Genomic DNA, 14,486 nt, shown 5'->3' with positions numbered 1-14,486 from the left:
CCTTTCTTTTCGAATCAAGTCAGTCCAATCAGTCGGCCGCCTTGATAAATGAGGATAGCGACGATATAGGCGAGCACAAGCGAGTATCCCATGGAAAAGAAAGTCCAGCGCCACGAAGACGTTTCTTTGCGAATGACGCCGACTGTAGCCAGACAAGGGATGTAGAGCAGAATGAACGCAATAAAACTGAAGGCTTGGAGCGGCGTGAATGCCATAGCAACCTGGTGCTCCAGTCCTGCCATGTCCGGAACCTGGTAGATGATGTTCATGGTAGAGACGACGACTTCTTTAGCCATGAATCCGGTAATGAGTGCTGCGCCCGCCTGCCAGGTACCGAAGCCGAGCGGAGTCAGAATTCCGGACAATGCACCGCCGATTGAGGCCAGGAAACTGTCGTTCATATTCACGCCGAAGCCGCTTGGGCCCGTGTTGGACAAGAACCAGATCATTACTGAACCTGCGAGGATGATCGTTCCCGCTTTCCGCAAAAAACCTTTAACCTTTTCCCACGTCATGCGCAGCAAAGACAGTAGTTGCGGCATGCGATACGGCGGGAGTTCCACGACAAAGAGCGAAGGTTCACTTTTCATCAGCGTACGAGAGAACAGCTTGGCAAGCGCCAAAGCGAGCACCATGCCCATCAGATACAATCCCATGACCACAAGAGCCTGATCGGAAGCAAAAAAGACACCGGCAAACAGCGCGTACACGGGAAGACGTGCCGAACAGGACATCAGCGGCACGAGCAGCGTGGTCAGCAGGCGATCTTTGCGCTGCTCCATCGTTCGTGCAGCCATAATAGCCGGGACATTGCAGCCGAAGCCGATGATAAAAGGAATAAAGGCTTTTCCGCTAAGTCCGACAGCTTCCATAGTCCGATCCATGAGCAACGTGATCCGTGCCATATAGCCGGAATCTTCGATGAAGGAGATGAGCATGAACAAAATACAAATCTGAGGCAAGAAGACCAGCACGCCGCCGACGCCGCCGACAATACCGTCCACGACAAGCGCATGCGTAAATGCCGAAGCTCCAAGCCCATCCAGTGCCGAAGAAATCCAGCCGCTCAATGTACCGGAGATCAATCCGTCCAGTTGATCGGACAGCAGGCTGCCGAGCCAATCGAAGGTTAACTTGAAGATGAGGAACATCAAGGCCAGGAAAAGCGGAATGCCGATGATCCGATGCGTTAAAATGGTGTCGATCCGTTCCGTTGCCGTGTGAATGCGTTGGGCAGAACGATCCAAGACGACTGCGCAAATCTGCGTGATTCGCTCTGTACGAATTTTACGCAGATATGTCGGCATATCGCTCTTTTCGCCGGTCAGACCTAATTGTTGGCTTGTTTCTTCAATCAAGTCATCCAGATCGCTGAGGACGTCGCTTCCTGATAGAAAGGAGCGTACGGCTTCGTTGCCTTCCAGTAATTGAAGAGCCGTCCAACGAAGATTGGAGGAGGAGGTTTCGGCAGCTTGATTTAATCGTTCGGACATTCGCGTTACGCTTGATTCGATCACAGGACCGTAATCAATCCGGAAGCTGCTTTTTTCGGATTGCGCGAGACTGCCAAGAGCTTGAAGAACATCGGCGCATCCGGTTCCTTTGCGGGCGACGATGGAGACGACGGGGACGCCCAGCTCTTGTTGCAATAAAGCTGCGTCCACCGTAATGTTTCGGCTGCGCGCCACATCGACCATATTCAAGCCGATCAGCATGGGACGCCCGCATTCCAGCAGTTGGATGGTGAGATACAGATTGCGTTCCAGCTGCGAGGCATCCACGATGTTGAGAAGAGAGGCAGGAGATTCTTCCATTAAAAAGCGCGCGGCAACACTTTCGTCTTCGGTCAAAGGCAGCAGCGAATATAATCCCGGCAAGTCCACAATCCGTCCGCCGCGTCCGCGTAATACGCCGACTTTTTTCTCGACCGTGACTCCCGACCAGTTGCCTACCGTTTCGTAAGAACGGGTCAACATATTGAATAGAGAAGTTTTTCCGGTATTCGGATTGCCGAGCAACGCGACTTCGCTCATAAGGGAGCAACCTCCATGCGGTTGGCTTCGTCCCGGCGGATACCGATATGCTGGCCGTCGCATTCGAAGGTAAGAGGGCCGCCGAAGAGGCCGAGCCGCAATACTTTCAACGCGCTGCCTTCCGTTACGCCGAGGTCCCGTAATCGACGGCGCAACAATGGACTTGCGCAATGCAGCGCATGAAGTTCGACCGTATCGCCCGGCTTCATATGACCCAGTGCGAGCGGGAGATCCGATCCGTGTTTAAGCAACATAAAAATCCTCCAATACCGGTCAAGTTCCGGTGAGAATGAATATCAACTATCTTTTTTCGTAATGTATCACCGGCCTTTAATAACAGCTGTGATAATTGTCATAAAAACGCAGGATTTCCGCTTTACTTTATGCGGTGGCTTAAGTATGATGAAAAAGCAAAAAAATGGCCGTTCATTATTTTTTTCATGAATATACCGGTTCAAAAGCGTACGGGGAATACGGGTTCCGAAGCAGGAACCTTTTTTCTTGCTTGCTCAAAGAAATTTGTCTGATTTTGACGAAGCTTAGCAGGAGTTAGCAAGACGGCGTAGAATTTAAACAGCGAAGGTGAGACTGATCGTATACTATGACATCCCTGCAGGACGGAAGTGAATTTATGAATACAACTTCGGCATCGCGCCAACTGACCTTTTACACCCTTTCCGTCTTTGTTCTTATTCTTGCGTGTGAAGCAGTCGAATACTTCTTCTACGCCACTGGAGCAGAGAGCCGCTGGGCTTCTGCTTTATTGCTGTTAACGGCTTGCTTTTCGGTGACGGCATGTTTGACGGTGTACTTCCACGCAACGCCGTTATTCGACCGTCGCATTGGCAGCTACAGCAAGCGAATGGTTAAGTTGATGGGAGCGGCAGGCTCAATCGAGCTTTTGTATCTGCTGACGAATTTATATCATTTTGCAACGGAGTCGATACCGGGCCGCGTTGGCAGTGAATGGTTGCTGTCGTTGTCGGCCCTCGTTTACGCGTTCGGGCTTCTGCTGCTTTTTGCTTTGCCTGAGCGTCCGGGCCGTGTGCCGAGCCGAGCTTTGTATTTCGGTCTGCCGTTGTCGACCGCGGCGTTGGCTGGATTATTGTTCTTCGTGCGCGCAGAGCTTCAGCCTGCCGGCGTTGCGGGTCTGGAACTGACGCTGATGATTCTGGGATTAGGCGTTGCCGTGCTCGCGGCGATCGTATTGTTCGTGCGCTATCGTCAAACACGGAGCAAAGCCCCCTGGATTGCGGTGCAGTCCCTCGGAATCGTCGTTGTCGCCCAGATTCTGCTGCTTCAGGCAGGGAATTCGTCGGGGCTTCCTTTATTAATGGCTTCGGGGCTGCATGCTCTGGCTTATGCGATCCTGGTGAGCCAGGGCTTGCGTTTGGCGATTGCCGAGCCGCTGCGCGAGCGCCGCGAAGCGGAGGAACGGATCGAGTTTTTGGCCTACAATGACGATCTGACCGGACTTCCGAACCGTCGCAGCCTTCACGCAAGGTTGAATCTGCGTTTTGATGAAGCGTATTCCGGCAAGACGGCTCTCATGGTGCTCAACATTAATCGTTTTAAAACAATCAATGATTCGCTCGGTTACGAAGCGGGCGACCGTTTGCTCGGAATCGTATCGGAAATGCTGCAAAATCATGTGGAAGGGCCCGAAGAGGTTTTCCGCACGGGCGGCGACGAGTTTGCGGTCGTTTTGCCTGAAAGCGGCGGCGATGAGGCGATGAAGCGAGCGCACGCGCTTTTGATCGAATTCGAGAGGCCCGTTAATGTTGGAGGAATGGAGCATTATGTAGCGTTATCCGCAGGGATTGCCGTTTATCCGGAAGACGGCCATGCTGCGGACGGTTTGCTTCAAAGCGCGGATGCGGCCGTGCATCTAGCCAAGGAACAAGGGTCCGAAGTCAAACGTTTCTCCAAAGGCATGACGACCATTGCCCGGGAAAAGTTGATTTTGGAAAGCGATCTGCGCAAAGGCTTGGAGCGCGGAGAGTTCTTTCTGGAATATCAGCCTAAAATGTCTGTCGAGCATGGGAACATTTTGGGGATGGAGGCGCTTGTGCGTTGGAATCATCCGGTGCGAGGCCCTGTTTCTCCCGGCGAGTTTATTCCTTTGGCGGAAGAGAGCGGCCTGATCGTGCCGCTCGGCGAGTGGGTTCTCTATGAAGCTTTCCGTCAAAACAAAGAATGGCAGGATAAAGGATATGATCCGCTTTGCATGTCGGTCAATCTCTCGATCCGACAATTCCGTCAGCCGAGGCTTGCGGAACAGATCGGCCGAATGTTGGAGGAGATCGGTCTGGACCCGCAATACGTAGAGCTGGAGATTACGGAAAGCATGACGGTCGATAAAGACGCGGCTTTCGAGCAGCTCAAACGCTTCAAGCAGCTTGGACTGCATATCAGCATTGACGACTTCGGGACGGGCTACAGTTCGCTGCATTATTTGAAAAACATGCCGATCGATCGGCTGAAGATTGACCGCTCCTTCGTCAGCGAAGTGATGAGCGGGCAAAGCGATGCGGCGATCGTATCGACGATTACGTCGATGGCGCATCACCTTAAGCTGAAAGTGACGGCTGAAGGCGTGGAGAACGAGGAGCAGCTGGAGTTCTTGCGGAGTCAGCATTGTCATGAGGCGCAGGGGTTTTTGTTTAGCCGTCCGGTTCCGGCGGGCCGATTCGAGAGGATGTTTTTGCAGAAGTTGGGGTAGGGAGCTTACGAGGCGCTGCGGGGGAAATTCCAGCATATGCTTCCGAAGTGCATTTCTTCGAAATGCTTCACAAGACGCTGTCTCACCCGGAAAAGATGATTGAAATTTTTAGAGGAATTTTCCGGGTTCAAAGGCGTCTTTCACTGAATTTCCCCCTCCGCTAGGGTGGCTGCTTTAGAAACACTTCTTCAAAAAGAGTGGGGATAGGTAAGAGATAAAAGTGTTTCGCTTCTGTTGGCGAATCACTTTTTTAAAATAATGCTTGCAATGCGTCTTGGTACATGGTATATTATTTCTTGTCCCCAAGAGGACAGTGCAAGAAAAAAGGTACACATTATGTCGGGACGTAGCTCAGCTTGGTAGAGCACCTGCTTTGGGAGCAGGGGGTCGCATGTTCAAATCGTGTCGTCCCGACCATTTCCTTTTAGTTACATATGCGGGTGTAGTTCAATGGTAGAACTCCAGCCTTCCAAGCTGGTAGCGTGGGTTCGATTCCCATCACCCGCTTCACGAAAAGAAGTCCGTAGAGGGCTTCTTTTTTTGTTTCTGATTTGTTTGTTAGGTATGTAGAATTGTTCGGTTCATCGATATAGACTTGTTCAAAAGCTTATGCATGCACGCAAAAGAACCTTCATTCCGACCATTTTGGCGGAATGAAGGTTTTTTTCGTTTCCGGATTAAGCAGATTGCGAAGCGGAGACTTGCACACCAAGCACGTCTTGCTCGCCAGCCGTTACCGTACCTTCAGCTTGCGGCTGTACGTCCAACACGGCGTCGATACCGTCGGGTACGAGGATCGGCGTGATGGAAGACAGTCCTGCTGCTTGAATGACGTTCAGGTCGAACTCCAGCAGCAGTTGGCCTTCGCTTACGCGATCGCCGCTTTTGACATGGGTCGTAAAGCCTTCGCCTTTCAGCGAAACGGTGTTGATGCCGACGTGGATCAGAAGTTGGGCGCCGTTATCGTGTTCGAGGATGACGGCGTGTTTACTTTTGTCCATGACGTGGGCGACGGTACAATCGAAAGGAGCGAAGACTCGGCCTTCGGACGGTTCGATGGCGATTCCGCTTCCCATATGGCCGCCGGAAAAGGCGGGATCGGGAACTTCGGAGAGAGGCAGTACGCGTCCCGTAATCGGAGCTTTGACATTCAAAGTCATGGATTGAGCATCCCTAGCTTTTTCTTCTTCGGTGTTCGATTCTGCCGTATGCATTGCAGCGCCGGAATCAGACGCGGAAGAAGTGGCGGCAGAGACCTTTTGCCCGTTCTGTTCTCCGTTTGCGACGGCAGAAAAGAATGCGGGCGATACCGCAGCGCTGTTTGGCGTTTTTGCGGCAGAAGCGAAAGAGACAACGGGTTCTTTTTTCGACGCAGAGCTTTCGTTTCCGTCTACCGCCAGAACTTGCTCGTCTTTATAACCGAACAGCCAAGTCAGTGCGAAGGCAACGGCCGCGCCGACCAGGTTGCACAGAATATACAGCGGCAATTGGTTGTTCAGGTACAGCAGCGAGCCCGGGATAACCGTGACCGCCATGCCCGTACCCGCCAAATGCAGGAACGAAGCCAGGAAGCCGCCTGCGGCGCCGCCGATCAGACCCATTACGAAAGGCTTCATATAACGCAGGTTGACGCCGAAGATCGCAGGTTCCGTAATGCCGAGGAACGCCGAGAAGGAAGAAGGCAGCGCCAGCGCTTTGAGCTTGGCGTTTTTCGTTTTGAGACCGACAGCGAGGCAGGCAGCGCCTTGAGCTGCCATCGCGCAAGTAATGATCGCATTGAACGGGTTGGAGCCGGTTTGTTCAAGCAGTTGAATCTCCAGGAAGTTGAAAATGTGATGCACGCCGGTCACGACGACGATCTGGTGGAAGAAACCGATCAACAGACCCGCGATGCCGAATGGCAGATCAAGCAGGAACGTAGTCCCGTGCAGCACGACGTTTTCCAGCGAATGGAACACCGGACCGATTGCGAACAGACCCAATGTGATCATCACGAGCAGGGTAATGAACGGCGTCAGAATCAGATCCAGCGCTTCCGGCACCCGTTTACGCAAAAACTTCTCGAACTTCGCGCCCAACAGGCCGACGAAGAAGGCGGGGAGTACCGATCCCTGGTAGCCGACGACGGGGATAAAGCCGAACATCGTCAAAGCTTCCGCGCTGCCGTCAGCGACCGCATAAGCATTCGGGAGAGCCGGGTTGACCAGCATCAAGCCCAGCACGATCCCGAGTACGGGACTGCCGCCGAATACGCGGAATGCCGACCAAGCGACGAGCGCCGGCAGGAACGCAAAGGCTGTATCCGTCAGAACCTGAGTGAACAACAGGAAGTTGGGCGGGATGCTTTCCGGCGTCGCGCCGAACCAAGAAAGCACGAGCTCCTGGGTTAGCAGGCCGCGCAGCCCCATGAACAAACCGGTGGCGACCAGCACGGGAATGATCGGAACGAATACGTCGCCGAATGTACGAATCGCGCGCTGGAACGCGTTGCCCTGCTTTTTGCCTTCGCTTTTGATTTCTTCTTTGGACGTGCTTTCGATGCCGAGCTTTTCGACTTCTTCGAAGATCCGGTTTACCGTGCCTGTCCCGAAGATGATTTGATATTGGCCGGAGTTGAAAAAGGCGCCTTTGACCTTGTCGGTATTTTCGATACGGGCTTGATCGACTTTATCTTGATCCCGCACCATGATACGCAAACGTGTCGCGCAGTGCGCGAATGAAGCGATGTTTTCTTTGCCGCCGATCGCTTCGACGACTTCGAGGGCGATATCGCGATTTTCAGACATGATTGTCATTCCTTTCCGAATAGGGGGTTATACGTATTGAGACTGCATAAGTGCTTCGACGGCGGATTTTTCCGGCAGTGCGGAGATCGCGCCTTTGTTCGTTGTCGTCAGCGCGCCGCTGGCATTGGCGAAACGGAGAATCTCCGCATGGTGCTCGTCGAGCAGGGAAGTCAGATTCGACGGCACGGCTTCTTTTTGAAGCAGATGGAACAGTAACCCGCCTACAAAGGCATCGCCCGCGCCGGTCGTATCCTGAGCATCGACTCGGAAGCCCGGAGCCGCGTAGCTGACGTTGGTTGTATACAGCTCGGCTCCATGTGCGCCGCGAGTATAGACAACGGCCTGCACATCGCCTCGGAACAACGAAAGGATCGCCGTTTCCTCGTCTTGAATGCCGGTAATGAACGCCAGCTCCTCGTCCGATATTTTGACCAGATGCGCTTTCGGCAAAAACTCCAAAATGGCGCGTCGGCAATCTTCGGCGTCGTTCCAAAGCGGCAGCCTCACGTTGGGATCGAAACTGACCAGGCCGCCTGTTTCCTTGACAGCACGAATGGCTTTGCGATGCGCTTGCTTCATCGGGCTGTCGACCAGATCGACCGAACCGAAATGCAGAATGTCTCCGGCCTGGAATAACGCTGCATCAATCTCGTTTTCCGATAACAGCAGGTCGGCGGAGGGTTTACGGTAAAAAGAAAAATCGCGTTCGCCGTTGTCTTTGAGCGAAACGAATGCTAGTCCCGTATTGGCTTCGTCGGTGCGCTTCACATGCGTCGTATCCACACCCGCATTTTGTAACTCTTCAAGCAGAAAATCGCCGAAAGCATCGCGTCCCAGTTTTGTCAAAATGGATGCGCGCGCGCCGTACTTGGCTGCGGCAGCCGCGACATTAGCCGGTGCGCCGCCGGGCGCGCGTTCGAACGAACTCACGTCTTTGAGCGCACAGCCTTTTTGCAAAGGGATAAAGTCGATCAATACTTCGCCGATCGCATACAGTCGATTCATGGCTTCACCTTCCCGTGTTCTAAAATATCGGTCGGCAATCCGCGCGGAATCGATCCCTCGCGAAGTGACCAGTACGAACCTTCGAATGCCGCTGTGCCGCCGTTCGCGAAAAACGAAATCCCGGTGCTCGCGGAGTCGGGGAACAAGCGGGCGGTAAACGTCTCTTCGCCGTCGTTCACGAACACTTCCACGGACGACGTATCGACGAACAAGCGGAATTCGACCGTTCGGCTTCCATGTTGGTCGCTCAGCTTACAGCTTCGAGTCGTGCCGTAGTCTGGACTCAGCGAGGCGCCGGACTGCGAACGATCCAGCGTGACTTCACCGCTTGAAACGTCGTAGCTCAACATGGTCCGTTCGTTTTCCCCGGTGCGGAATTGAATGCCGAACGTGCCGTGCTCCGAATCGGACGCGGAAGGAGAGATCGCCACTCGAAGTTCGTAAGCCGTACCTTCGACTCCTGCAAAGCTGCGACTTTCCTCGTTCAACTCGGCGGAGAACTCGATCTCCTTGTCGCGCAAACTGATTAATCCCGCCGCCGGACGCTGGATCAGCTTGCCGTTTCGCAGCGACAACTCTCTTGGCAGCGTCAGGCAATGCGCCCAGCCTTTGTCGTCCGTCGGATACTCCAGATCGGGCAGTCCCATCCAGCCGACCAATATGCGCTGCCCGTCCGGACCTTCCGTCGTCTGCGGGGCATAGAAGTCGAAACCGCGATCCAGCTCGACGAATTCGCCGTGTTCAAAATTTCGTCCGTTCGACTCCAGCGGCTTGCCCAGCATATAGCCCGACTGATAAATATTGCGGAATCGTTCGCCGTCCGGCCGTATCCCTTGCGGACAAAACAGCAGCACGCCCCGATCGCCGAGTTCGAAATAATCCGGGCACTCCCACATATAGCCGAACGAAGAGAGGGAGGTATGCAGCTCGCCTTCGAACGTCCAATCCAGTAAATCCTTCGAACGATACATCACCGCCGTCCCGGTCAGGTCATCTCGCTGCGCACCGATCACGCATCGATAACCCTCGCCGTCCCGCCATACTTTGGGATCGCGGAAATGCTCCGTGTACCCCGGCGGCACGCTTCCGATTACCGGCTGCTCCAGCTTCGTCGCCAACCCGCTTCCGTCCGTGATCGCCAGACACTGATACGGATGCCGAACCCAGTTCTCGTCCCGCACATTGCCGGTATACATCAGATGCAGTTTGCCGTCCTTGACGATCCCGCTGCCCGAATACGCGCCGTGCGAGTCGTAACGGCCGCCCGGTTCCAATCCGATGCCCGCATCCGTCCAATGTGCCAGATCCGAAGACGTCACGTGATACCAATACTTCATCCCGTGATCCGTCCCCAGCGGGAACCATTGATAAAACAAATGATACTTCCCGTCGTAAAAAGCGAACCCGTTCGGATCATTCAGCAGTCCCGCATGCGGCTGAATATGATAACCTTGCCGCCATTCGCAATTTTCGGCCCTTGCAGCCAGCTCTTCCAGTTCCCCTGGCTCCGCTTGCTCCAACAGCCGATACTTTTGTTCTTTTGTCATTTTCATAGGTGCAGACATTCCTCCATATCTTTAACGGAACCGGTTCCGTTTTTAACTAAAATAAAGCCCTTTTCTTTTCCGAAGCCATCAAGCGGAGGAGGAAAATCAGTGCAGGAGCGATAGCGTTCGCCTTTGAACTGGGGAAGCCCCATCATCAAATCCAATTCCAGCTTCCCCAGTTCAACACGCGACCGAAACGATTTTCTCCCGCAGCCCTCAAGCTTCCTAAACGAACAGGACTTTAAAGGAACCGGTTCCAAAAATAATTAAAAATAATCCTTCTGTGTGGGGCAGACTTCCGGGTTCCGAAAGTTCAGCGTTTTTCGCTCGATTCGGAACCGGTTCCGTTTGCATTATACAGAAGAATTGTTCAAATTGTCAACGCTTTCTCGAACCAACATTTCCACGTCCATCACCGTCAAACGCTCGACATCTTCGCCAGCCGTCAGCTTGAGCATATGACGCGCCGCGAGCTTGCCAGCTTCGAAGTACGGGAAACGAACCGTTGTCAGCTCCGGGTGAATGATCGACGTCACCTCATATCCGCCGAAGCCCGTAATCGACAGCTCCGAAGGAATCGATAACCCGCGCACATGCGCCGTTTTCACCACGCCGAGCGCGATATTATCGGTAGCACATACGATCAGCGTCGGTCCGCATTCATCCAAAATCCGTTCTGCCGCAAGCTTGGCGTCTGCGATCTTGAAGCTGCTCTCATAATAAAAAACGTCGCAATCCGTGCATTCCAGCACTGCTTGTTTAAATCCCTCTTTCCGTCGACGTCCAACCGCTTCGTCTTCTTCTGTAACACCGAGGTAAGCGATGCGGCGATGTCCTTTTTCCAAAACATAACGACCCATGAGCAGCCCTGCTTGGTAATCGTCATACACCAGGCTGTGCAGCGCTTCGTTTCCTTGGCCGACCAACAGAACAGGAATCCCCGCCGCTTCGGCAGCGAGCAGATGCTCGTCCGTCACTTGGGCCGGCATCAGGATGATTCCCGCAACCTTTTGCCTTGCCAGATCATGCATGGCTTCGATCTCCCGCTCGCGTTCCTGTCCGGCGTTATACACGAGCATTTGACCTCCGGCTGCGCGCAGCTCCTCGTCGATCCCGGTCATCGTTTGCGCGGCGGCGAACGAGTCGAGCCGGGGGACGATCGTGCCGATCAGATTGGTGCGCTTGGCTTTCAGGCTCTGGGCGAACGTATTGGGCACATATCCGGCTTCCCGGGTGATGCGCTCCAGTTTTTGCTTCGTTTTGACGCTGACCGAGCCGCCGTTCAAATAACGCGATACCGTACTTTTGGCGACGCCCGCCATCTGCGCGATATCCGATATGGTCGTATTCATGTCCGCTCATTCCTTTCGCTTTCGCTATGCCGATTTTACCATGTTCACAGAACTTTTGCAGATAAGGGGTATCGGGAAGTTCGCTTGATGCCGATAACATAAAAGAAGGGCTTTTTACCGGGGGAGAAGCATAGGTGAATAAGCCCCATCGGAATAACGGGGAGTGGACGGATATGGAAGACCGCATGCACGGAAAACGGGGAAACGGAATCGGTTTGGCTTTGATCGCAGGAGTCGGTTTGTTGACGTATCTGGCATTTCTGGGCGGCGTGCTGTTCCTGGCGGGGACCGGGCTGCACGCTGTTTGGGGCTACATGTTCGGCTGATTTGGAGAAAAAAGGTTGCGGCAGCGCGAAAGCTTGGTTATAATGGCGTTGTTCAATCGATTTCACGGATTCATCCATTCTGTAGAATTTGAGAGGTAACCACTATACGATGAAGTTTACGACGAATGTCCTCATCTAACTCAGCAATTTCGCGTTTTTCGGCTGGTCCGAAAAAGCGATACGACACAGGCGGACGGCAATTTGTTCGGCTGCGGCATGAGTGCGAGAGGGATACGTCTGTCTTCCATCGGGAGCTGGCTGCCTTTTTTGCGTATATAATACCTTGTCAATTCTTAATCGGAGGTTTACCTCGGTCTGAACCGCACACGCTTTAGGTGCGGTTCAGACCGAGGCAACCTTACTTCTAGTGTTGACAAGGTACTACGCTTAAGCTCCGATCGAAACGTACGTTTCTTTTCCAATCATTCACTCTCGAAGTCCGCAGCGGCGTTTGCCGCCCTGCGGACTTTTTTTGAACCCGGAGAGGATGAAGAATTGATGCGTACATGGATGATCGCAAGAGATTTGGAGAAAGAATGGGACGGACGTTTACTGTTTGAAAAGATAAATGTAGAAGTGACGGAAGGCGAGCGCCTCGCGTTGTTCGGACGTAACGGATGCGGCAAAACGACGCTGCTGCGCATTCTGGCCGGGATGGACGAAGCGACGGGCGGGAATGTGGAGCGGATCTTGCCGATCGAAGAGTGGGGCATGATGAAGCAGCACGAAGAGGTTCCTGCGGAGACGACGGCATTGGAGCGGGCGTATCGGGAAAACGGAAAGTTGTACGAACTGAAAGTCCGGTTGGAGCGCCTGATGCACGAAATGAGCGGCTCCGGCGAGACTGCGGAAGCTGCGCTTGCGGCCTATGGGCCGACGTTGGAACAATACGAGGCGGAAGACGGCTTCAATTGGGAAAACGAAGTCGAGAAGCAGCTCCAGCGGATCGGCATTCCGAAGTCGACTTGGGAGCTGCCGTATGCGTCGCTGAGCGGCGGGCAAAAAACAAGGGTGCGTCTCGCCGCCCTGCTCGCCAAGTCGCCCAAGCTGCTGATTCTTGACGAGCCGACCAACCATTTGGACGAGGAAAGTCTGCATTGGTTGGAGGAACAACTCAAAAGCTACGCGGGAACGCTGCTTTTCGTCTCGCACGATCGGCAGTTTATCGACGAGGTGGCGACCGCCGTCTGCGAACTGAATCCCGACGGCATCACGAAATACCGAGGCGGCTACACCGATTACAAAGGCCATAAAGAGCGAGAACTGCGAGAACACGAAGCTCTGCACAAAAAGCAGGAGCAGCAACGCAAAGCGCTCGAAGAATCGATCCGCAATTACCAACAGTGGTTTTTGCAGGCTCACAACTCGGCGACGCATCAGAATGAAGTCAAGATCACGCAAAGCTACTACAAAGCCAAAGCGAAAAAGAACGTGTCCCGCTATCACGCCAAGCAAAAGCAATTGGAACGTCTGGACGCGGAGAGCGTAGGCAGCGTGCGCAAAGCGCCGCAGTTGAAGATGAACCTGGAAGACGAAGGATTCGAAGCACGGACGCTGCTGCGGTTCGAACATGTGAATTTTGCGTACGGACAACAGCATGTTTTGAGCAACGTTTACTTCCAGTTGGATCGCGGGGATCGGCTTGCGGTGCGCGGACCGAACGGAAGCGGCAAAACGACGCTGCTCAGGCTCGCGAACGGCAAGCTGTCTCCCGCAAGCGGCGAGGTCGTGCTTCATCCCAATGTGAAGATCGGCTATTTTTCGCAGGAGCTGGAAGGCTTGCCTGTTGATCAAACGCTGCTGGACAGCCTATTGGAACTGCCGAACATGACGCAGACGGAAGCGCGCACGCTGTTGGGGTGTTTTCTTTTTCCGAAAGAAGACGTCTTTAAAAAGATCGGCGATCTCAGCATGGGCGAAAAGTGCCGGGCGGCGTTTATTCGATTATACTTCGGCGGCGCCAATCTGCTGATCCTCGACGAGCCGAACAATTACCTCGATATCGACACGCGCGAAGTGATGGAATCGGCGCTCATGCGGTACGAAGGCGCGCTGCTGCTTGTGTCGCACGACCGGATGCTGGTGCGCAAAGCAGCCAACCGGATGATCGATCTGGACGGGAAAGGCGGCTTTGCGCTGTTCGAAGGGACTCTTGAGGAACAGGAAGAGAACGAGAAGCTGCGGGTGAAAAATCCGGGCGGACGCGAGGAAAACGAACGGCGGTTGATGCTGGAGCTGAGGCTGGCGGAACTGCTGCGGGGAGAAGCGGAAAATCGGACAAGTGAGAGCGAGCGCAAATCGGTGCTTAATGGATTGCCGGAAATCTTTTCAGCCGATACGATGAGCGAGATTAATGAGATAAAAAAAGAATTGACTAAGTTTCATTTAGGACACTAACGTAATGACGGAGAAGCGACTCTATTTTACTGCGCTTGATTAGTATAAGGTTGAAGAAGCTCATGGTTGGATTTTCCTTGTAGAGGGTGTAGTAAATCAAACAACGAAATGAAGGCCGGGGCATTCCCCATCGGCTTTGAACCCGAAAAAGCCTGTCCCTACTGTGGAGAAAAAAGCGGGTGTACTTCACTAGCTTATGGCTACCGAAACATGGCTCATTTCATATGTTGAGCTCAACTTGAACGGGCCCTACTGCTGTCAAGGACAACTTATAGAGAAGAGCCATTTTATTTATTTGGAAAAATACAAATAATTTTA

At 53.5% G+C, this 14,486-nt stretch carries 10 protein-coding genes and 2 tRNA genes; 5 read left to right on the top strand and 7 right to left on the bottom strand.

Translation table 11 applies throughout. The features are described from left to right. Positions 1-14 precede the first annotated feature (14 nt). Entirely contained in the window at positions 15-2,033 is a 2,019-nt protein-coding gene (gene feoB / locus SACSAC_RS02775; RefSeq protein ID WP_037283230.1) for a ferrous iron transport protein B, read from the bottom strand. Further along, complete coding sequence (locus SACSAC_RS02770; RefSeq protein WP_037283229.1) at positions 2,030-2,287, bottom strand: FeoA family protein; 258 nt, start codon at positions 2,285-2,287, stop codon at positions 2,030-2,032. Before SACSAC_RS02770 ends, feoB begins: the two co-directional genes overlap by 4 nt. 377 nt (positions 2,288-2,664) lie before the next feature. Here SACSAC_RS02770 and SACSAC_RS26730 point away from each other — a divergent pair, with 377 nt between their 5' ends. From SACSAC_RS26730 to SACSAC_RS02755, 3 genes are all read left to right on the top strand, one after another. Then, entirely contained in the window at positions 2,665-4,755 is a 2,091-nt protein-coding gene (locus SACSAC_RS26730; RefSeq protein ID WP_051506815.1) for a putative bifunctional diguanylate cyclase/phosphodiesterase, read from the top strand. A 340-nt stretch (positions 4,756-5,095) separates the two neighbouring features. Further along, positions 5,096-5,172 (top strand) — tRNA-Pro (locus SACSAC_RS02760). Positions 5,173-5,191: 19 nt separating this feature from the next. Next, a tRNA-Gly gene (locus tag SACSAC_RS02755) sits at positions 5,192-5,262 on the top strand. Between the two features lie 170 nt (positions 5,263-5,432). On the opposite strand, the gene SACSAC_RS02750 is transcribed toward SACSAC_RS02755, so the two are convergent. The 5 genes from SACSAC_RS02750 to SACSAC_RS02730 form a co-directional block, all read right to left on the bottom strand. Beyond that, positions 5,433-7,541, bottom strand: coding sequence for a sucrose-specific PTS transporter subunit IIBC (locus tag SACSAC_RS02750; RefSeq protein ID WP_037283228.1), 2,109 nt, complete (start codon positions 7,539-7,541; stop codon positions 5,433-5,435). A gap of 27 nt (positions 7,542-7,568) precedes the next feature. Then, a complete protein-coding gene (locus SACSAC_RS02745; protein WP_037283226.1) occupies positions 7,569-8,546 on the bottom strand; it encodes a carbohydrate kinase family protein in 978 nt (325 codons plus the stop codon). After that, positions 8,543-10,099: a glycoside hydrolase family 32 protein gene (locus SACSAC_RS02740; RefSeq protein ID WP_037283224.1), complete on the bottom strand. Its 1,557-nt coding sequence runs from the start codon at positions 10,097-10,099 to the stop codon at positions 8,543-8,545. The genes SACSAC_RS02745 and SACSAC_RS02740 overlap by 4 nt, the downstream gene beginning before the upstream one ends. Further along, a complete protein-coding gene (locus SACSAC_RS27860; RefSeq protein WP_156950928.1) occupies positions 10,096-10,257 on the bottom strand; it encodes a hypothetical protein in 162 nt (53 codons plus the stop codon). Before SACSAC_RS27860 ends, SACSAC_RS02740 begins: the two co-directional genes overlap by 4 nt. A 189-nt stretch (positions 10,258-10,446) precedes the next feature. Continuing rightward, complete coding sequence (locus SACSAC_RS02730; protein WP_037283212.1) at positions 10,447-11,445, bottom strand: LacI family DNA-binding transcriptional regulator; 999 nt, start codon at positions 11,443-11,445, stop codon at positions 10,447-10,449. A 134-nt stretch (positions 11,446-11,579) separates the two neighbouring features. Between SACSAC_RS02730 and SACSAC_RS27855 the strand changes: the two genes are divergently transcribed. Both SACSAC_RS27855 and abc-f read left to right on the top strand, forming a co-directional pair. After that, on the top strand, positions 11,580-11,771 hold the full coding sequence (locus tag SACSAC_RS27855) for a hypothetical protein (RefSeq protein WP_156950927.1): 192 nt from the start codon (positions 11,580-11,582) through the stop codon (positions 11,769-11,771). Positions 11,772-12,269: 498 nt separating this feature from the next. Further along, positions 12,270-14,168: a ribosomal protection-like ABC-F family protein gene (gene abc-f / locus SACSAC_RS02725; RefSeq protein ID WP_037283209.1), complete on the top strand. Its 1,899-nt coding sequence runs from the start codon at positions 12,270-12,272 to the stop codon at positions 14,166-14,168. Positions 14,169-14,486 lie beyond the last annotated feature (318 nt).

It is taken from the genome of Saccharibacillus sacchari DSM 19268, assembly GCF_000585395.1.
GTDB lineage: Bacteria > Bacillota > Bacilli > Paenibacillales > Paenibacillaceae > Saccharibacillus > Saccharibacillus sacchari.
The sequence above is the reverse complement of the archived record's forward strand: the minus strand, read 5'-3'. Positions and strand labels throughout refer to the sequence as shown.